Genomic DNA, 19,958 nt, shown 5'->3' with positions numbered 1-19,958 from the left:
AGCCAACAGCCAACAGCCAACAGCCAACAGCCAAGTTATATCCTAGCCTGATACGTAAACAAGTTATGGTATCTACCTTCTTTAAGAATTAGTTCTTCGTGAGTTCCTTGTTCGGCAATGCGTCCGTTTTCAATTACTAAGATTTGATTCGCTTTTCTAATGGTACTTAAACGGTGGGCAATTACAAAAGTGGTTCTTCCTTTGGTCAATTCAGCCAAACTTTTCTGAATCAATGCTTCACTTTCAGTATCTAAATTTGAAGTTGCTTCATCTAATATTAATATTCTAGGGTTTGCTAAAACCGCACGTGCAATAGCAATACGTTGTCGTTGTCCGCCAGATAATTTTACGCCGCGTTCTCCAATAACAGTATTAAGTCCTTCTTCAAATCTATCTGTAAATTCATCAACGTATGCTGCTTTAATTGCAGCTTGTAATTCTTCTTCAGAAGCACCTGGTCTAGGAAAAAGGATGTTTTCTCTAATAGTGCCTTCAAATAGAAAATCGTCTTGTAAAACAACACCCAAGTACTGTCTAAAACTGGTGAGGTCAACTTTAGATAAATCGGTGCCATCAATGGTAATCTCCCCCGAATCAGGATTCAAAAAACTAGCTGCCAGACCGGCAATTGTAGATTTTCCTGAGCCAGAACTACCAACAAGTGCTATAACATCGCCAGATTTTGCTTCAAAACTGATGTTGTGCAAAACATCTTTGTCTTCTTCGTAGGCGAAGGAAACATCATTAAAAACCATATCCCCTTTAATATTAGAAAGTGTAATGGTTCTATCTTTTTCATCAGATTCAGAAACCTTGTTCATTAACTCTTCAGTACGATCTAAACCGGCTAAAGCTTCCGTTAATTGGCTACCTATATTACTCATTTGAACAATTGGTGCTACCATTAGGGCAAGAAGAAAAGTAAACTCAAAATACTGACCAGTGGTTAATTCACCTTGCATCATTTTATAGCCTCCAAAGCCCATCATAATTCCTGTTGTCGCTAGTCCTAATAAGAAAGTAGAAGCACTGGTCATAAATGCCGTAGCTGTTAAACTCTTCTTTACATTTTGGTATAATTTATCTACCCCCTCTTCAAAAACCTTGCTTTCTTGTTCTTCTGCATTAAATCCTTTAATTACACGTATACCTCCAAGAGTTTCGGTAAGTCTACCTTTTACTTCCGCATTTATTTTACCTCGTTCTCTAAAAACAGGTCTTATTATTTTAAAAGCTTTTAATGCTATTACCGCAAAAAGAATAAGTGGGACAAAGGTTAATAATGTCATTGTAGGGCTAATTCTCAATAACAGAATTAGGGACACTACGGCAGTAATTGTTCCACCAACAAGCTGAACAAGTCCGGTGCCTATTAGGTTTCGTACACCCTCAACATCACTCATAATTCTAGAAACTAAAGAGCCAGATTTAGTATTGTCAAAAAAGCGAATGGGAAGTGAAAGAACTTGTTTCTGTACTTGAGATCGCAGTTCAGAAATCATATATTGTGCCTGTATACTAAGCACTTTTGTTAGTAGAAATGACATAACTGACTGCACCAAGAATGCAAAAATTACAACAGCTACAAGAAGCTTCAATGAATCATAATCTTTATTGGGAACAATATCATCTAAAAAATAGCGAAGCGATACCGGAGCAACAAAACTTGCTGCTTTACTAATTATAATGAGTAATAAACCTAGTAAAACCAGTTTTCTACGTGGCCATATAATAGTTTTAAATGCGGTTAGGATACTTACTTTTTTTTCTGCCATATGTGTTTAATTTTCCACTGTCTTGTCGAGCGAAGTCGAGACTAAAAGACAACAAGTTGCAAGTTACTTCAATTCTAAAGTTTTACCGAATCTAGAATAGGTTTTGATAATCACTATTTGTGTCGATAAAGGTTTTTATATTTGAGTATCTTGATTGCCCACCGATGCTCAAAAAAACCTTTTTCTTTTTTCTGTTAGTCACCTTTTATGTGAATGCACAAAAGCCATATTATGAGTTACGAGATTTTGTAACCGATAGTGCTGGTATTTTCACATCTAGTCAAGTACTAGAATTAAATCAACGATTAGTTGAATTAGAAGAGAAAACTACAAATCAGTTGGTGGTAGTAACGATTGAAGAATTAGGGTATGATACCATTGAAACCTATGCAAATGCATTATTCAATCAAAACGGAATCGGTCAGGAGGGTAAAGATAATGGGCTATTAATTTTATTCTCAGAATTAGATAGAGAAGTTAGAATAGAGGTAGGATCTGGATTAGAACCGTACATTACAGATGCCGTTGCCTCGAGAATTATAAGAAATACGATGATTCCTAATTTTAAAGAGGAGGCATATTTTACGGGTATTAATGAGGCTAGTAATCAGCTCATAGAATTTTTAAATAATCCAGAAGCACTAGAGGAGTTTAAAAAAGAGATTGCCGTCGAAGATTCTAAGGAGAAGCTATACATGAATATATTTCTTGGTATATTTTTCTCGATATTTATAGGGGTTGGTGGTTTTTTCTTTCTTAAAAGCTATGTCAATGTTATCGAGGTCTTTAGGGGAGTTTTCATGGGTAAATTAGGGGTGTTGCCTGGGGTGTTTATGCTTTTGGCAGGATCCTTTTCAAGTGTTTTCGGTTTGGTGTTTATAATTGTTCCTTTAATTATAGGCTACAGTATTTACATGTACAATTCCCAAGCTGCAGCTTTTATTTTTGATAAACCCACTCTTATACTGTGGTTACTTCTTCCATTTTTTGGTATTGCCGCAATAATAGCATTTATAAAACTTAAGATTTCTGGTAAAGAAGATTTGAGCATTTCTTGGGTAAAGAATGATAAAACTTACTATCGTAAAACGTTTTCCTCTTCAGGCACACATTCTTTCGGTTCGGGCAGTAGCTCTTCTGGTGGTAGCTCAAGTTCATTTTCTGGCGGCGGAGGAAGTTCTGGCGGTGGAGGAGCAAGCGGAAGTTGGTAAAATTCAAGTACATTTATGCATCTCAAGAATTTATTAAAATAGTAGCTATGAGCAGAATTATTTATTTGTTGGCATTTGTATTGGTTTTATCATGTAAGACTAATAAACCAGAGAAGGGTGAAATAGAAAAATGGGAAGCCCAAGCTGCGAATGTTGAAATAATAAGAGACGATTTTGGAGTTCCTCATATTTATGGTAAAACCGATGCCGATGCAGTGTTTGGGTTGTTGTATGCCCAATGCGAAGATGATTTTAATCGTGTGGAGCAAAATTATATACGGGCAACAGGTAGGTTGGCAGAAGTAGATGGTGAAGAAGCTTTGTATAGCGATTTGCGTGCAAAATTGTTTATGAGCGAAGAAGAGGCCAAAGCTAATTATGAGAAAAGTCCCGCTTGGTTAAAAGAATTATGTGATGCCTTTGCCGATGGGGTTAATTACTATTTATACACGCACCCAAAAGTAAAACCAAGATTACTAACACATTTTGAGCCGTGGATGCCGATGTACTTTAGTGAAGGGTCTATTGGGGGTGATATTGAGCGTATTTCAACAAAAAAGATAGCTGCTTTTTATGATAGCAATATGGAGTTACCAGAAATGGAAGCAATACAATTGAAGAAGGAGAAGGAAGTAGAAGAACCACAAGGCTCTAACGGAATTGCTATTTCTGGGAAATTGACCCAATTTGGCAATCCGTTGTTATTGATAAATCCGCACACTTCATTTTACTTTAGGGGAGAAGTTCATGTGGTTTCGGAGGAAGGTTTAAATGCGTATGGTGCGGTAACTTGGGGGCAGTTTTTCGTTTACCAAGGATTCAATGAAAAAACTGGATGGATGCATACATCAACATATACTGATGTTATGGATGAATTTAAAGAAACGATTGTTAAGAACGATGATAATTTGTTTTATCAATACGGAGAAGAATTGCGACCGGTACAATCATCTGAGATAGTGTTGAAATATCTTGATGGTAAAAAGCTGAAAGAGAAAAAGTATCCGGCATATAGAACTCACCACGGACCAATAACTCATGTTGCCGAAGGGCAATGGACAGCATCTGCCATGATGTGGGAACCGGTAAAAGCATTAGAGCAGTCCTTTATACGTTCCAAGCAAAGCGGATATAAAGGTTTTCGCGAAATGATGGATATCCGTACCAATTCAAGTAACAATACCGTGTATGCAGATGCGGAAGGAAACATCGCTTATTTTCATGGAAATTACGTTCCTAAACGCGACGTTCAATTTGATTATACAGAACCGGTTGACGGCAGTAACCCTAAAACAGATTGGCAAGGCTTGCACTCGGTCGATGAAAATATTTTGGTATTAAATCCAGAAAATGGCTGGATACAAAACTGTAATTCTACGCCGTATACATCAGCTTTAGAATTCGGTCCTAAGAAAGAAGACTATCCAAATTACATGTCTAAAGATCAAGAAAATTTCAGGGGAGTACACGCGATTGAGTTATTAACGAATAGAAAAGGATATACTGTAGATAGTTTAATTCAATTAGCTCACGACCCATATTTACCAGCATTTAAAGCATTGATTCCTGGTTTGGTGAAAGAATATAATTCTCATGATGATAAGAACCCGAAATTAAGAGAGCCAATTAAGATTTTAGAAGAATGGGATTACACAACTGGTGAAGATCAGGTAGCCATGACTTTGGCACATTTCTATGGTACTGCAATGGGTAGTAACGCCAAACACCCTGAGAATATGAGTGATATGGAACGTATGACCTATTTTGGCACACATACAGAAGAATCTTTAAAGATATTTGAGGAAGTAATAGATCAACTAACGGCAGATTTTGTGACTTGGAAAATACCTTGGGGAGAGGTAAATAGATATCAAAGAATTACAGGAGATATAAAACAACATTTTGATGATTCTAAACCAAGTATTCCTATAGGGTTTGCTTCTGGTAGATGGGGTGCATTGGCGGCATATGGAGCTCGATACACGACCGAGGGCGCGAAAAAAATATATGGTACAAGGGGTAATAGCTTTGTTGCTGTAGTAGAATTTGGAGATACCGTAAAAGCCAAAAGTATGTTAGCTGGCGGACAAAGCGGAGACCCAGCTTCACCACATTTTGATGACCAAATTATTAGATATAAGAATGTAAATTGGAAAGAAGTGCCTTTTTATCGTGAAGATGTTTTGAAAAGGGCGGAAGAAACTTATGTTCCTGGTAAGCGATAATTTTAAAGGTGAATTAATGCAGAACAGTTTTACATAGATTCTTTAGTAACAATCAACGTTGCCTTAGAACCTGCGGATAAAAGCCATTTATTAGAATAGATTAATTCCCCTTTATCATTGTACACATCTACCTGTGCAGTGTTCGGTGCAGATGATCCGTGATTAAGAGCTTCAAAATCTAAACGATTAAATCCGTCTTGTAGATCAACATTAATTCCTTTAAAAGCTCCTGTTAACAGAAGGTTCTGTTCAACAACCATATCATTCATGTATATTTTTACACGATCGCCATCTACATATTCATGATCTCTGCAGACTATGCCTATGAATTTTCCACTACTTTTTACATCACCTAAATATTGGTCGGCAAAGTATTGACCAGAACCACCTAATCGTTCACCGGGACCAATACGTGGGTCAATTTTCATACCTGTGCCAGCTTGTACAAGTTCTTCATCGCGTAACATTTTTACAGGATTAGGAGCTGTCATATCTACACTAGGTTGTTCTTTAATTAAATTAGGCATATTCAGAACAGATCCCTTATTTGGAGTGCCGCTAGAATTAATAGGATTAACCTTATCAATCTTAAGCGGTTTTGATGTAGGTAAATCTGTTTGAGCAGACACCTTAATCGCAGCAAAAGAGAATAAAATAATAAAAAGAAAAGAAAGTTTTCTCATCGAATCTTTAATATGATGAAATAAAGATAACAAATACCCTGCCATGGGTACTTAAGGCTTCGTTAAAAAACTGTCGATTGAACTATAATTCGTTGAAATGATTGTTCTGACGGACTTAATCAGAATCTTCTTCTTGTTTTTGTTCAGTTTTGATAAAATTGCCGTTAATCATTTTTTCTTCTTGATATATAACATTTGATATACCTACCATAAATGCGGCAATGAGAAGTATTACCTTTCTTTTTAACCAAAGAAAGGCTTTGTTTATTTTTTTGAAATACATAATAGTGATGATAAATGGTGAATACTAGTTATCATATGAGTACACCTTGAAATAGCTTAAGAAGCTATGTTCTATTATGCGATTCTTTGATATTTAGAAGTAATTGTTTTACATAGAAAAACAGCGTTGTTTATGGAAGATTGGTATGCTAAAAGGGTATCATTTTGAACGCTTATGATTTGATTTATTTGATTGCCGTAGTTTTTAGATAAAATGATAAAAGAAATAATAACGTCAGCAATAGAAGAGATAAGTAGATGACTTTCAATTTCATACGTCGAAGCATTGTTTTCTGAATGCTGAACATGTTGAGAAGGAGCGTATAAAGAAATCTCAAAATTAGCACGCTTAGTATGTCGATAATTAAGAGTGCAGTACTGTGCTGTAAGTCCGATTAAAAGACATAGAGATACTACATATGTAAAAATCTTCTTCACTAAACTATTTTAAATTTCGTCTTAGAAAGTTAATGAAATTTCCATTCATAATTTTCTCAATATCTAGTTGCGCATAACCTCTATCTTCTAACAACCCTATTATTTTCTGTAAATCAGCAATAGTATCGACATCTGCGGGACCTTGTTCTTTACCAAAACCGCCATCTAGATCAGAACCAATACCAACATGATTGGCGTTACCTGCTAATTGGCAAATATGGTCAATATTATCTAGTATCTGCTGTAGACTTACGTTTGCAGATTGCGGAGTAGAAACACCTCTTTCCCAAGTTGGTATCATCATCCAAGCATCAAGAACAACACCGATAACCCCTTTTCTATCTATGATTTCTTTCAACTGCTCGTCGGTAAATTGTCTGGGATGATTTACTAATGCTCTGCAATTATTATGGCTCGCCCAAAGTGGTCCGTCATAATTAACCATCGTTTCCCAAAAACTAAGGTCGCATAAATGAGTTACATCAAGAATAATTCCCAGTCGTTGAATTTCTTTTAGTAGCTCTCTTCCTTTAGTTCCGATTCCGCCTACTGAATTTGTTCCGTGAGCATAAGTACCCGGACCATAATGCGCCGGACCAATAGCTCTTAAACCTGAATCATATGCTTTCTGAAGGTATGAGATATCAACGATAGAATCTGCACCTTCAAGACTAAGTAAATAGCCAATAGGCTTTTTTTCTTCGTCCGTTTTCCAAAGGGCTAAATGGGCATCAAGTTGGGTTTTGTTTGTGATTTGAATCATTTCACCAGCATCTTCCATGCTTTTGTACCATGCAAGTTGTCCTTGTGTATGTGCCCATGCCTGTTGCGGAGATTTCCATCCCGGTAGGGAATTGTCTTTATGCACATAACGAGCAATTTGTGTCGCCATACAGAGTCCAACATTTCCTTTTCTCATCGCTTCTAAAGAAACGGTATTGTTACCACGACCAGGCTTATCGGTTAAACCTTGTTCACTTTTTCTAATTTCTTCAATAGACCAAGTAAGGTCGCGATTCCAGTCCATTGCATTCATTGAAAGGTCTAAATGGGCGTCGAATATAAACATGATTAAATGGTAGATTTTTGAGTTCTGGCAGTTACTGGCCAGTAATCGATAACAGTATTATCTTTTACAATAGTTAGGGTGTCGTATTTTGCCACAGTTGGGCAAATATGTCTAGGTATGGCGTAATGAGCATCACCAACCTCTGGTATGGTTAAATCATCATACTCTACCACTAAATGTTCTTCTGACTGGCTAATTTGTTTACTATGTTTTAAGTCTAAAAATTCAATTCGCGGAAAAGGCATTTCAGGTGCAACCGATTTATGACCTAGGTCAAAACATAGAATACCTGTTGTTGGTTTGCTTATAATTCTTGTAAATAGCACTGCAGCTGGTAAAAAGTCCATTTCTGGAAATAAGTTTCCATAACCGGAATCCCAAAGAAGTGTTGTTCCGGGGCTGGCATCAACATCTGTACGTTTACAATGAAACGGAAAAGTAGGGGAGCCACCGGCCACTATTTTTGGACTAGGAATTTTATGGTTTTCAATACTTTTCTTCAATTCAATTACCGCTTCGAAAGCGGTATTACATTCTTGCTCTCGTATTGTAGGATCTGAATTACGGAGATGACCGTCATATACATGTAAACCTTCGGCAATTAAATTTGGATTCTCATGTAATTGAGTATACAATTCTAGAGCATCTTGATCGGGTATAATGCCCGTTCTGTTCATACCATTATTAATATCTACCCAAAGTGAAATTTTAGTGTTATCAGTTGAGGCTAATTCACTGATTATATTTAGGGTTTTAGAATTATCTAGAAGGGTTGAAAACTTAGTATTGGGGTATTTTTTTATCAACTCTATAAAACGCTGTGCATTAGCACCAACGGGTTGCATCGCTAATAATACGTCAACGGCATTGCAGTCACCAAGTAGTTCAGCTTCAGCAATAGTAGCGCATTTGAATTTTTGTATTCCCTTTGCCATCTGCATCTTTATGATGTTGGCATTTTTATATGTTTTTACATGCGGACGTAGCCTATTTAAATCGCCAATCATAGAAATCATCAAATCGATATTATGCTGAACCCTATCAGGATAAACCAATAAAGATGGTGAAATTACTTTCTCATGATGATGTATTGAATACCAATTTTCGTTTGCCATAATTGTTAATGATGTAGTTCAAAGTGAGCTTCAATCTCCACAGGAATTCCGCCAGGTAAAATCATACCAACAGCGCTACGAACACCAACCCCATTATCGGGTCCGAAAATATCTGCCATTAATTCGCTAAAACCGTTAATGACCAAAGGTTGTTGACCAAAATCAGGAGTGGAATTCACCATTCCCAAAGTTTTTACAATTCTTTTAATTCTATCAATATCTCCAAAATGTGTTTGTATCGTAGAAAGCATGGTAAGGGCAACTTGCCTAGCGGCGATTTTAGCCTCTTCCATAGTCATATCGTGACCGGCTCTACCTACAATCAATGAACCGTCATTTTGCATAGGTCCTTGACCAGAAATATATAAAAAATGGTCAACGACTAAAACAGGTTTGTACAAACCTGCAGGAGGTGGCGCGGGTGGTAAAACCAAGCCTAATTCTTTAATTCTTTCAGAAGGTTTCATTTGCAAATTATTTAATTTTAAATAAATGTATTTATAACAAGAACACCAATAAGTCCCATAACGCCAACGGTTGTTTCCATCACGGTCCAGCTTTTTAAAGTATCTTTTACTGATAGATTAAAGTACTCTTTAAATAACCAGAATCCGCTATCATTAACATGAGAAAGCATTAAACTACCAGAACCTATTGCCAAAACCATTAATTCAGGACTAGCCCCTGTACCCTGAACAAGTGGTAGCACAATACCGGCAGCGGTTAAACCAGCTACGGTTGCAGATCCAACACAAACACGTATAATGGTAGCAATCAACCAAGCTAATATTAATGGAGAGATTGATGATTGCTCTAATATTCCACCAATATATTCGCTTACGCCGCTATCTATTAATACTTGTTTTAATGCGCCAGAGCCAGCAATAATAAGGAGAACCATAGTTATACCCGTAATGGCACTACCAACAGAGTCCATGACCTCTTTCATACTTTTTCCTTGACCTAAACCTAAAGTGTAAATGGCAACTAAGACGGCAATAAGCATTGCAATAGCTGGGTTGCCCATAAAAACTAAAATCTTGGTAAGAAAGAAATCTGCAGGCAGTAAAAGTTGAGCCAACGCAGCAACAGCAATTAGAATTACAGGTAAAAGTGCACTGATAATACTATTTGCCATACTTGGCATTTCATCTTCCTTTAAAACAACAGGATTTAGAAATTCTTTAAGGGGTGTTGCGTTAATACCTTTTAATGTTCTTGATAGTAATGGTCCTGCAACAATAATTGCTGGTATAGCAACTATGATTCCGTATAATAAAGTTTTACCAATATCAGCATTAAACATAGACGCAAGCGCTGTGGGTGCTGGGTGTGGAGGTAAATAGCCGTGTGTTACCGATAAAGAAGCTAGCATTGGTAAGCCTACATATAAAAGAGGTAGACCTGTAGCTGCTGCAATAGTGAAAACTAGAGGAACTAGAATTACAAAACCTACAGAATAAAACATGGGTATACCAACAATGAATCCGGTCAATACAACCGCCCATTGAATGTTCTTTTTCCCGAATTTCTCTACCAATTTTGTGGTAATGCGTTGTGCTGCGCCACTATCGGCAACCAACTTACCTAGCATAGCGCCTAGGCCTAAAATAATAACAAGAAAACCTAAAATATTACCAATACCTTTTTGAATGGAATTGACCACGCTAATGGGTTCCATACCTTCAGCAATACCAACGAATAAAGAGACGATGATAAAAGTGATAAAGGCATTAAGTTTGAATTTGGCAATGAGAAGAAATAGGAGTAGAATTCCTAGAATAACAATAAATAAAGGCATATTTTAATAGAGTTAGTTTAGTTGATTCTCTAAATATACCATAAAAAAAAAGCTCATCATATTTAAACTAAATATGATGAGCTTGAACTAAAAAATAGTTATTATTTATCAGTAATTTCTGGCGAAATAGCTTTGTAAACTATTCCTGCTAAAACTGCTCCAACGATAGGTGCTAACCAAAATAACCAAAGTTGGTCTATAGCCCAACCACCAGCGAATAAAGCCTGACTTGTACTACGTGCAGGGTTTACCGATGTATTCGTTACAGGTATACTTATTAAGTGTATTAGTGTAAGACAAAGACCGATTGCCAAACCAGCAAAACCTCTTGGTGCTTTTGTATAGGTAGAACCTAAAATAACAAATAAGAACATAAACGTCATAGCTACTTCTATGATTAAAGCAGAAGTCATACTGTATCCTCCAGGTGAATGTTCTCCGAAACCGTTAGATGCAAATCCGCCTAAAACGAAATCCGATTTACCCGAAGCTATAAGAAAAAGTATGGCTGCACCAGCAATACCGCCCATTACCTGAGCAACTATATATGGTAAAACGTCCTTGCCTTCAAAGCGACCACCTACCCAAACACCAATTGTTACGGCTGGGTTTAAATGACAGCCAGAAATATGGCCTATGGCGTATGCCATTGTAACTACGGTTAAACCAAAGGCTAAAGCGACACCTGCAAAGCCAATACCTAATTCTGGATAACCTGCGGCAAGTACGGCACTACCGCAACCACCTAATACCAGCCATAATGTGCCGATAAATTCTGCAATAAATTTTTTCATTTTAATAAGGTTTAATTGATTGTATTTATTAAGAAACCATTATTTTAATAAAGTCACAATTATTTCGGTAATTTATTAATGAATTTAAAATAAAAGTAATTTATTTAGAAGGTATTCTTATTAAAATGATTTTATTGATGCATATGTAATAATGGTTGGACAGGTGCTATTTGGGATAGTGAAACATTTGTTAGCTTATATATTTTCGATATAATCTTTTAGTTTTTGCGGCCCTTCCAATAAAATACGAACCACTCGCAATGTGCCATCATCAGTAGTGTTTATTTGCCATTTTATTAATGAGATACATCCTTTTTCAATTTCAATACCGGTAATACTTCTTGGGTGAACACAGCTACCATCATTAAAAAGAGGAATATCACCAGGCTCAGGAAAGCGCGGTCTATGGGTATGACCAACAACGGTAACCTTTAAGTCGTTTTTTAGAATCCATTTTTTTGTGCGACGCTCTACTTTTATAAGTTCTGTATAGTTTTTAGCGGGCGAAGTTGGGTCAGCAATACCCCAAACTTGTAGGGGTTTCCATAATACTCTTACTAAAAATCTACCCCAACGCCAAAAAGTGTAGTTCCACCAATCTGCCTGGTGACCATGGGTAAGAAAAACCTCTTGTTGGGTTTCTTTATGTTTTAAAATAAGAGCTTCATGATATTTTATGCCTTCAAATAGAGATTTGTCTTTGTCATCTATAGGCTCAAAATAGCTCGATAGATGTTTTTTAACATAGGCTTCGTCTTTGTAGACCATATCATGATTGCCCCATATCATATGCAATCTATGCTCTAAATGAAATTGCTTTAAAAGCTTGAATACATTTTTATGAGCTTCAAAAATAGATTCAAAATTAATATTCTCCCAGAGTTCATCGCCATCACCTAATTCACAATAATCAAACCCTTCGGTATAGTAGAATTTTAACGCATGATAATAGATATTTCTATTGTTGGCAAATTCGTCAGAAAAACTGTTGTCGCCCCTATGGCAATCGCTAAAAAGTATGAATTTTGAAGAGTCGTCAAACGGAATAACTTTAGCATTATTGTAAGCTCTAGTAAGTCTACTATCCGATGACATGGTCTATTTTTCGTTAAATATCCGAAAATCCAGCCAACCATAGGGCCTAGAGCCTTAAAAAACTTGGTATATTTTGTAACTTTACAACCAATTAGCAGACTAACTGAACCATGGGAAAGCACGAGAGAAAGATAATGCCGGTTAAGCACCTTATAAGTTTTGAAAAGCTTCTAGAGAAGTATGATGAACATTTGACGGGTGATGATGCTTTTTTAGCGGCTACTGCTGAACGAATTTTGTCTATAGAAAAAGGTTTTCCTGAACTGCGTAATGGTTTTTCAGATTTTACTTTATTAGAAAAGAATAAAGATATCATTAATCGTATTCTACAAGATACATTTACAGAAGCTTTAAGTGGCAACGAGATAAAGGTGGCAACGTTGCCTTATCAAGATTTGATTATAAAATCGTCTAAGCGTTTCCAGAAAATTATTGAAGAAGCAGGTGATGATTATGTGCCAGAATTAAGAAATGTTGGCGATGATATGGATTATATCATGAGCTGCGTAGTGGTATTGAATTATTACTATGGTTACCATTTAGATTTTAGTCGCCCTTATTTTTATGATATTCCCGATGCAAATGGTGTAATGCGCCATTATCGTATTTTATATAATGCCGATTTTATTGACATTATTCCTACAGAGAAAGCTAAAGAGGTAACTCAAGAAGATGTTGATGAATTATTGGCCAGCCCAAATGATATTAAACTTTGGATGGAGAAGATTCCGCCAGAGAGTTTTATATCCAAAGGTTTTGTAATTGCCAATTTATTCGATGTTACTATGGAGCAAGCAATTTCGAATATTAAGACGAAATTGATTTCTAAGAATACGATACAACCTACAAATTTCATGCACGATTTGCAGGAAACTTTTAAGTCTTTTTTTAGATTGCCTAATATTAAAGTCGGTTTTGCATCTTTTGATGCTAAGAAAAATGAGTTTGAAGAAGTAGCAGGTATGGGCTTTGAAAGTTTTCTTTTAGGAGGGGAACACCATATGAACTGTAAGTCTGCTTTATGTGAAGATTCTTATGAGAAATTAATTGATAGCAACTCATACTTTACTATTACGGACATGGATCGTAAAGTAGAGCAATCTGGGGATATGAATCCTTACAAGGGCTTAAAAGAGCAAGGAATACAAAGCGCCATTTTTGCTCCCATAGCTTATGACAATAATCTTTTAGGAGTTTTAGAAATTGTATCTGAGAAGAAAGGTGTACTTAATGGTGTAAATGCTCAAAAGCTAGATGATGTATTGCCATTTATTGTCTCTGCTGTGGTACGTGCCAAAAATGAAGAAAATAATAGAATAGACGCTATCATACAAAATGAGTGTACATCTGTACATTCTTCGGTTTATTGGAGGTTTCAAGAAGAAGCTAAAAAATTCATGTTAGACGAAACTGAGGGTAGGTCTCCTTCATTTAAAGAAATCGTTTTTAAAGATGTCTATCCTTTATTTGGTCAAATAGATATAAAAGATTCTTCGCAAGCTAGAAATTTAGCAATTCAGCGAGATTTAATGATACAGCTTTCAGAAATAGATAATGTGCTGAATATTGCGGTAAAAACTTGGGATTTGCCAATCTATGAGGAATTAATTTTTAGGGTTAACAATCATCTAGAGAGTATAAAAGAAATGCTTTATACAAATAGTGAGCAGGCTATTTTTGATTTTGTGCATGACGAAATATCTCCTGTTTTTGCGCATCTAAAAAAGTCTGATAAAGATATAGAGAAGCATATTTTAAAATATGAATCTAAAATTGATATGGGTACTGGGTCTTACTATGACCATAGAAAGAACTATGATGAAAGTGTAACATTAATCAATAAAAAGCTTTCGTCGGTTATTGATAAAAGACAAGAAAGTGCGCAAATAATGTTTCCTCATTATTATGAGCGTTACAAAACAGACGGTGTAGAACATAATCTATACATTGGTGCGTCAATATCAGAAAGCAGGGAGTATAATCCGTTATATCTTAATAATTTAAGGTTATGGCAATTGCAGGTAATGGTTGAAATGGAAAATGCACATTACGCATTAAAACCAAAATTACCGGTACCGTTAGATGCCGCTTCGTTGATATTGGTATATAATACATCATTATCTATTCGCTTTAGAATGGATGAAAAACAGTTTGATGTTGACGGTACTTACAATGCACGTTACGAGGTAATTAAAAAGAGAATCGATAAATCGTTTATAAAAGGAACCGACCAAAGATTAACTCAAAAAGGTGTACTTTCTATTGTGTATTCTCAAAAGAAAGATGAATTAGAATATTTAAGATATATCAAGTTCTTAAAGTCTAAAGGTTGTTTTACCAACAAGATAGAAATTGTAGAGCTAGAAGGTTTACAAGGGGTATCTGGGTTAAAAGCTATACGTGCAGAGATTCTATACAAAAGAGAGCAAGAACCAGAAAAGACTTATACCTACCAAGATTTAATGGATGCTTTAAAAGAATAAAACTTCACTTAGCAACTGTATTTTACGATCAGGACCAAAGAATTTAAAAGAAAAGGCAAATGCTATTACAGATAGTATCATGCCGATCATGAATATGGTATAGGTCCAACGTAAAAGTGAATATTTTCTATTTAGAACTATCCCAAGAAAATAAAGATCTTTAGTTAAAGAGGTGTAGATATAATCTTTATCCTTTAGCATTTCTTGTATAGCCCATTCATACTCGCTTAATGCCATTTTATGAAAGTTACCGAAGAACAATAGGTTTACATTTTTGTTAGCCACATCTTCTTTGGTAAACTCACCACTAGTAACGTTTGGTCTAGTGGCTAATACTGCCAAAACCATAGAGACCACACTAAAGAATACGAATATTACAGTAGGGTAAATTAGGTAGTCATTAGAAGGGTTGTCTAATTTAGGAATAAGGTTAGATAGTGCTAAAGATATAATAATGGCATTTACAGATAATAAAATATTGGCCTTGGTATCTGCAATGTCACTAAGTGTAATATGGTTTTTTAGTGTTACACGATAAAGCGTCTGAATACCACGATCAGGGCTTTCGCTTTTAAATTGGGCTTTAAGTTTTTCTTTTTTTGCAAGTTTCTTTTCAGACTTCTTGTCTTTTATCAGCTTTCTTAAATTCTTGTCTTTTTTCTCGATCCAATGCTCTTTGGCATAATCTGTATAATACTGGTGGTCAGTTCTAAAAACCTGTATATTGAGTTCTAGCCATTCTTTTTGGCTATAATTCTTAACTCCAAAAAGCTTCAGTTCTTCACGTAGTAGATCAGATGTTTCTAGATAGCTACTCTGTGCAAAATGAGAACAGTCGGCATCGCGTATAATTTCTTCCATTAAATTATTCGGCTTTGCATCCCATTTTGTAGCGCGTATACACGATTTAATTTTTTCTATTCCGTCTTTACTGTAGCCCTGTTCGGTTAAAAATTTCTCTGCAATTTCACAGCTACTTTCTTCGTGTTCGTTAATGCCTTTTGTGAATCCGGTGTCGTGAAACCAAGCTACGATTTCTAATAGCTCCTTATCCTGATCGGATAGAGAACATGATTCCAGTAATTGTTTAGTACTTTTAACGACTCTTTGGGTGTGTCTTAGATTATGGTATAAAAAATTCTTGTCCAAATGATTGGTAAGTAATTCAACTACATACTGTTGTGTGCTATCTAAGATATCTGACATAGAAAAAATTGGTTAGAATTATCCAAATTACAAAAATTTAAAGAGGGCAACGTTACTATGAAAAAAATATATGCATATCTGTCGGTTTTTATATTCATTACTAGCTGTGCTACATACAATACTAAATATGTAGATGAAAAATATGCTGTAGATGTTACCGATTCAAAAGAAGTATCACATACCTTTTATTTAATTGGTGATGCGGGTTTATCACCTATGGGCGGGATGAATCCTGCTTTAAAAATTTTCAAGAATAGATTAGATAAAGCGGGGAAGAATAGTACTGCTATTTTTTTGGGTGACAATATATACCCAGCTGGGCTACCAGATCCTCAAGATTCTACTGAAGCATATAGAACTGCAAAAAATCATTTAGATGCGCAGTTGAATACATTGAATGATTTTAAGGGAAGACCACTTTTTATACCAGGTAATCACGATTGGTATACCGAAGGGTTGGTAGGTCTTGAGCGAGAAGAAGATTACATCAAAAAAGTATTAAAGAAAAAAGAAAAAGACCCGTTTTTACCAGAAAATGGATGTCCAATAGATGTTGTAGAAATAGGCGACGACGTTGCGATTATAACAATAGACTCAGAATGGTATTTGACCAATTGGGATAAGCGCCCAGATATTAATGATAAATGTGACATAAAGAGTAGAGAAAAATTTTTCTTAGAACTTGAAGATGCGATAAAAGATTATCGTGATCGTACTACCGTCATTGCAATGCATCACCCAACCAATAGTTACGGAGAGCATGGAGGGCAATATTCATTAAGAAAACAATTCTATCCTAAGAAAATGGCAGTGCCTTTACCTATTTTGGGAAGCTTTATTAATGTGCTTAGAAGTACTTCGGGTGCATCTATAGAAGATGTAAATAATAAACGTTATCGAGAATTAATGAACAGGGTAACTACCTTGGCGCAGTATTCTGATCGTGTAATATTTGCATCTGGGCACGAGCATACATTACAATATTTGGTTGAAAATAACACTCCGCAGATAGTTAGTGGTTCAGGATCGAAAGAAGGTTTTACGCGATTGTTGAACGGTTCTCAGTTTAATACAGGTAAAATGGGTTATGCCACCTTGGAGGTTTATAAAGATGGCTCATCTAGAGTACGTTTCTATGGTGTAGGTGATGATAATAACGAAGAGTTTTTATTTACAAATGAGGTATTGCCGCCAACTCAGAAAGAATATTTGGGTGAATTTACGGGTCAGTTTCCAGATAGTGTAAAGGCATCGGTGTATACCAAAGATGAAATAGATAAGAGCGGATTCTATAAAGCAATTTGGGGAGACCGTTACCGTAAGTATTATGGCACCGAGGTGAAGGTGCCGACCGTAAATTTAGATTCATTGATGGGAGGCTTAGAGCCAGTTAAAAAAGGAGGTGGTCACCAATCTAAATCTTTACGTTTACGTGCTAAAGATGGTAGGGAGTATGTAATGCGAGCCTTAAAAAAAAGTGCAGAACTGTATTTGCAGTCTATGGCTTTTCAAGATCAATATGTACTTGATGATTTAAAGGAAACTTATACGCAAGAAATACTACAAGATTTTTATACAGGGTCACACCCTTATGGTCCGTTTACAACAGCTGGTTTGTCTGATGCGGTTGGTGTCTATCATACCAATCCAGTTCTGTATTATGTGCCTAAGCAACCTGCATTAAAGGAGTATAACGAGACTTTTGGTGATGAGTTGTATATGATCGAAGAACATACAGGTGATGGTCATGGAGATTTAGCAAGCTTTGGATATTCAAATAATCTAACTAGTACCGATGGTATGCTTGAAGATCTTCGAGATGATGAAAAGTACGAAGTAGATAAAGACCTTTATTTGAGAGCACGACTTTTTGATATGGTTTTAGGCGATTGGGATAGACATGTTGACCAATGGCGTTGGGCAGAATTTAAAGATGAGAAAAAAGGCAAGACCATATATAGACCGGTACCAAGAGATCGTGATCAGGTATTCTCTAAAATGGGCGATGGTGCTTTAATGAAAATAGCTACACGTATTATACCTGGTTTACGACTAATGGAAGGTTTTAACGAAGATATTAGAAGTGTAAAAGGCTTTAATTCTTCGCCTATGACCTATGTGTTAGATTTAACATTGTTAGGTGAAACCGAAAAAAGTCAGTGGATGGCGCAGGCTAAATACTTACAAGAAAACTTAACTCCTAGTGCTATTGATCAGGCATTTAAATCTTTTCCTGAAGAAGTACGTGATGAAACGGTAGATGAGATTAAAGAAATTCTTCTAGCACGTTTAGGTCACATTCAAGAAACTGCTAATGAGTACTATCAGATATTGAATAAATATGCTGTAGTTGCCGGTACAGATAAAGATGACTGGTTTGAGATTAATAGGTTAAATAATGAGGAAACCGAAGTAAAAGTGTTTAGAAATATCGGTGACAAGAAAAAGCGTTTATTCTATTATAAAGTATTCACAAAAGAAGACACAAAAGAACTATGGGTATTTGGTTTAGATGACGATGATATTTTTGAGGTTAAAAATCCGTCTAATTTCTCTGGTATAAAAGTTAGAATTATTGGTGGTCATAATAACGATATTTATAGAGTAGAAGATGGTAGAGATGTGGCCTTGTATGATTTTAAAAGTAAGAAAAATACGTTTGAAGAAACTGGTGGAGCAAAAGTAAAACTGTCAGATGATTATGAGCTTAATACATATCAGCCGTTAAAGTTGAGAAATAGTTTTAACCAGATTATACCGACTATTGGGTTTAATCCAGATGATGGTATGCGAATTGGTTTTGTAAATACATATACTTATAACGGTTTTAGACAGAATCCATTTACACAACAACACACTTTTGCGGCATCATATTATTTTGCAACAAGCGGATTTGATTTTAAGTATCAAGGTGAATTTGCACACGTATTCGAAAATTGGAATGCTGAGCTGAAAGCACGATTTACGAGTCCGAATTTTGCTATTAATTTCTTCGGATTTGGGAACAATACCGAAAATTTTGATGATGATTTAGAATTAGATTATAATAGGGTAAAACTACGACAGATAGATTTTTCTCCTTCATTGGTTTGGAGAGGGCAATTAGGTGCAAAGGTAAAATTAGGTGTGTCTTATGAAAATATTAGTGTTGAAGAAACTAACGATAGATTTATTAACACATTTTATCAGGAAAACGGAGAAGAGACCAATAGTGATTTTGTAGGTGCTCATGCTACTTATAGTTATGAAAATAAGGATAATGAAGCGTTTCCAACTTTAGGAATGTCTTCGTCTTTGCAAGCAGGTTTCAAAGAGAACCTTTCAAAAGAAGGAGGAAGTTTTGGTTACATTATTCCTAGCATAGGTTTTGATTATAAATTGATACCCAATGGTAGGTTAGTATTAGCAACCAAATGGAAGGCGCATTTTAATATTGGTGATGAATACGAATTTTACCAAGCAGCAAGTATTGGTGGTTTAGATGGTCTTCGCGGATTTAGAAATCAGCGTTTTACCGGTAAAACATCGTATTATCAGAATACAGATATAAGATTTAGTTTAAAAAAGAAACGTACTCGATTACTGCCAACGGCAATGGGTCTTTTTGGAGGATTTGATTATGGTAGAGTGTGGTTACCTGAAATGAGTTCTGGTCGCTGGCACACTTCATATGGCGGAGGGTTCTTTTTAAACGCCTCTGATATCATTTCTATAAACACTGCTATTTTTGCTAGTGAAGACGGACCAAGATTTACTTTCGGACTAGGGTTTGGTTTTTAGA

General features: G+C 35.8%; 14 protein-coding genes. 4 read left to right on the top strand and 10 right to left on the bottom strand.

The features are described 5' to 3' along the window. Positions 1-35 precede the first annotated feature (35 nt). Positions 36-1,775, bottom strand: coding sequence for an ABC transporter ATP-binding protein (locus BUC31_RS01760; RefSeq protein ID WP_073240693.1), 1,740 nt, complete (start codon positions 1,773-1,775; stop codon positions 36-38). 164 nt (positions 1,776-1,939) lie between these two features. On the opposite strand from BUC31_RS01760, the gene BUC31_RS01755 reads away from it, so the two are divergent. Both BUC31_RS01755 and BUC31_RS01750 read left to right on the top strand, forming a co-directional pair. Continuing rightward, a complete protein-coding gene (locus BUC31_RS01755; protein ID WP_073240691.1) occupies positions 1,940-2,986 on the top strand; it encodes a TPM domain-containing protein in 1,047 nt (348 codons plus the stop codon). A 47-nt stretch (positions 2,987-3,033) separates the two neighbouring features. After that, complete coding sequence (locus BUC31_RS01750) at positions 3,034-5,211, top strand: acylase (protein ID WP_073240689.1); 2,178 nt, start codon at positions 3,034-3,036, stop codon at positions 5,209-5,211. Between the two features lie 29 nt (positions 5,212-5,240). Here the strand turns inward: BUC31_RS01750 and BUC31_RS01745 are convergent, their stop codons facing one another. The 8 genes from BUC31_RS01745 to BUC31_RS01715 all read right to left on the bottom strand — a co-directional run bounded on the left by BUC31_RS01745 (position 5,241) and on the right by BUC31_RS01715 (position 12,488). After that, positions 5,241-5,894 carry a hypothetical protein gene (locus BUC31_RS01745; RefSeq protein ID WP_073243693.1) on the bottom strand — a complete coding sequence of 218 codons (654 nt, stop codon included), beginning with the start codon at positions 5,892-5,894 and terminating at the stop codon, positions 5,241-5,243. 115 nt (positions 5,895-6,009) lie between these two features. Beyond that, entirely contained in the window at positions 6,010-6,177 is a 168-nt protein-coding gene (locus BUC31_RS20225; protein WP_170861916.1) for a hypothetical protein, read from the bottom strand. Positions 6,178-6,618: 441 nt separating this feature from the next. Further along, positions 6,619-7,683 carry a dipeptidase gene (locus BUC31_RS01740; RefSeq protein ID WP_073240687.1) on the bottom strand — a complete coding sequence of 355 codons (1,065 nt, stop codon included), beginning with the start codon at positions 7,681-7,683 and terminating at the stop codon, positions 6,619-6,621. Positions 7,684-7,685: 2 nt separating this feature from the next. Then, positions 7,686-8,798 (bottom strand): D-TA family PLP-dependent enzyme, encoded by a 1,113-nt coding sequence (locus tag BUC31_RS01735; RefSeq protein ID WP_073240685.1) that lies wholly within the window; start codon positions 8,796-8,798, stop codon positions 7,686-7,688. A 5-nt stretch (positions 8,799-8,803) separates the two neighbouring features. Next, positions 8,804-9,265 (bottom strand): RidA family protein, encoded by a 462-nt coding sequence (locus BUC31_RS01730; RefSeq protein WP_084134924.1) that lies wholly within the window; start codon positions 9,263-9,265, stop codon positions 8,804-8,806. A gap of 17 nt (positions 9,266-9,282) precedes the next feature. Beyond that, on the bottom strand, positions 9,283-10,599 hold the full coding sequence (locus tag BUC31_RS01725) for a gluconate:H+ symporter (protein ID WP_073240682.1): 1,317 nt from the start codon (positions 10,597-10,599) through the stop codon (positions 9,283-9,285). Between the two features lie 101 nt (positions 10,600-10,700). Beyond that, on the bottom strand, positions 10,701-11,393 hold the full coding sequence (gene aqpZ / locus BUC31_RS01720) for an aquaporin Z (RefSeq protein WP_073240680.1): 693 nt from the start codon (positions 11,391-11,393) through the stop codon (positions 10,701-10,703). A gap of 195 nt (positions 11,394-11,588) precedes the next feature. Further along, complete coding sequence (locus tag BUC31_RS01715) at positions 11,589-12,488, bottom strand: metallophosphoesterase (protein ID WP_073240678.1); 900 nt, start codon at positions 12,486-12,488, stop codon at positions 11,589-11,591. Positions 12,489-12,598: 110 nt separating this feature from the next. Here BUC31_RS01715 and BUC31_RS01710 point away from each other — a divergent pair, with 110 nt between their 5' ends. Beyond that, entirely contained in the window at positions 12,599-14,971 is a 2,373-nt protein-coding gene (locus BUC31_RS01710) for a GAF domain-containing protein (protein ID WP_073240677.1), read from the top strand. On the opposite strand, the gene BUC31_RS01705 is transcribed toward BUC31_RS01710, so the two are convergent. After that, on the bottom strand, positions 14,960-16,177 hold the full coding sequence (locus BUC31_RS01705) for a Pycsar system effector family protein (RefSeq protein ID WP_073240675.1): 1,218 nt from the start codon (positions 16,175-16,177) through the stop codon (positions 14,960-14,962). The genes BUC31_RS01710 and BUC31_RS01705 overlap by 12 nt on opposite strands. Positions 16,178-16,234: 57 nt before the next feature. On the opposite strand from BUC31_RS01705, the gene BUC31_RS01700 reads away from it, so the two are divergent. Further along, a complete protein-coding gene (locus tag BUC31_RS01700) occupies positions 16,235-19,957 on the top strand; it encodes a metallophosphoesterase (protein ID WP_073240673.1) in 3,723 nt (1,240 codons plus the stop codon). Position 19,958: the final 1 nt, after the last annotated feature.

It is taken from the genome of Maribacter aquivivus, from assembly GCF_900142175.1.
GTDB classification, from domain to species: Bacteria; Bacteroidota; Bacteroidia; order Flavobacteriales; family Flavobacteriaceae; genus Maribacter; species Maribacter aquivivus.
Note: the sequence above shows the minus strand (reverse complement) of the source record. Positions and strands in the feature narration are given on the sequence as shown.

What these genes read in the sequence shown, in the direction of transcription:
- BUC31_RS01750 (WP_073240689.1), top strand. Translation starts at nt 3,034, where the DNA reads ATGAGCAGAATTATTTATTTGTTGGCATTTGTATTGGTTTTATCATGT.
- BUC31_RS01745 (WP_073243693.1), bottom strand. Translation starts at nt 5,894, where the DNA reads ATGAGAAAACTTTCTTTTCTTTTTATTATTTTATTCTCTTTTGCTGCG.
- BUC31_RS01715 (WP_073240678.1), bottom strand. Translation starts at nt 12,488, where the DNA reads ATGTCATCGGATAGTAGACTTACTAGAGCTTACAATAATGCTAAAGTT.
- BUC31_RS01705 (WP_073240675.1), bottom strand. Translation starts at nt 16,177, where the DNA reads ATGTCAGATATCTTAGATAGCACACAACAGTATGTAGTTGAATTACTT.
- BUC31_RS01700 (WP_073240673.1), top strand. Translation starts at nt 16,235, where the DNA reads ATGAAAAAAATATATGCATATCTGTCGGTTTTTATATTCATTACTAGC.
- BUC31_RS20225 (WP_170861916.1), bottom strand. Translation starts at nt 6,177, where the DNA reads ATGTATTTCAAAAAAATAAACAAAGCCTTTCTTTGGTTAAAAAGAAAG.
- BUC31_RS01735 (WP_073240685.1), bottom strand. Translation starts at nt 8,798, where the DNA reads ATGGCAAACGAAAATTGGTATTCAATACATCATCATGAGAAAGTAATT.
- BUC31_RS01730 (WP_084134924.1), bottom strand. Translation starts at nt 9,265, where the DNA reads ATGAAACCTTCTGAAAGAATTAAAGAATTAGGCTTGGTTTTACCACCC.
- BUC31_RS01710 (WP_073240677.1), top strand. Translation starts at nt 12,599, where the DNA reads ATGGGAAAGCACGAGAGAAAGATAATGCCGGTTAAGCACCTTATAAGT.
- BUC31_RS01755 (WP_073240691.1), top strand. Translation starts at nt 1,940, where the DNA reads ATGCTCAAAAAAACCTTTTTCTTTTTTCTGTTAGTCACCTTTTATGTG.
- BUC31_RS01725 (WP_073240682.1), bottom strand. Translation starts at nt 10,599, where the DNA reads ATGCCTTTATTTATTGTTATTCTAGGAATTCTACTCCTATTTCTTCTC.
- BUC31_RS01740 (WP_073240687.1), bottom strand. Translation starts at nt 7,683, where the DNA reads ATGTTTATATTCGACGCCCATTTAGACCTTTCAATGAATGCAATGGAC.
- BUC31_RS01760 (WP_073240693.1), bottom strand. Translation starts at nt 1,775, where the DNA reads ATGGCAGAAAAAAAAGTAAGTATCCTAACCGCATTTAAAACTATTATA.
- aqpZ (WP_073240680.1), bottom strand. Translation starts at nt 11,393, where the DNA reads ATGAAAAAATTTATTGCAGAATTTATCGGCACATTATGGCTGGTATTA.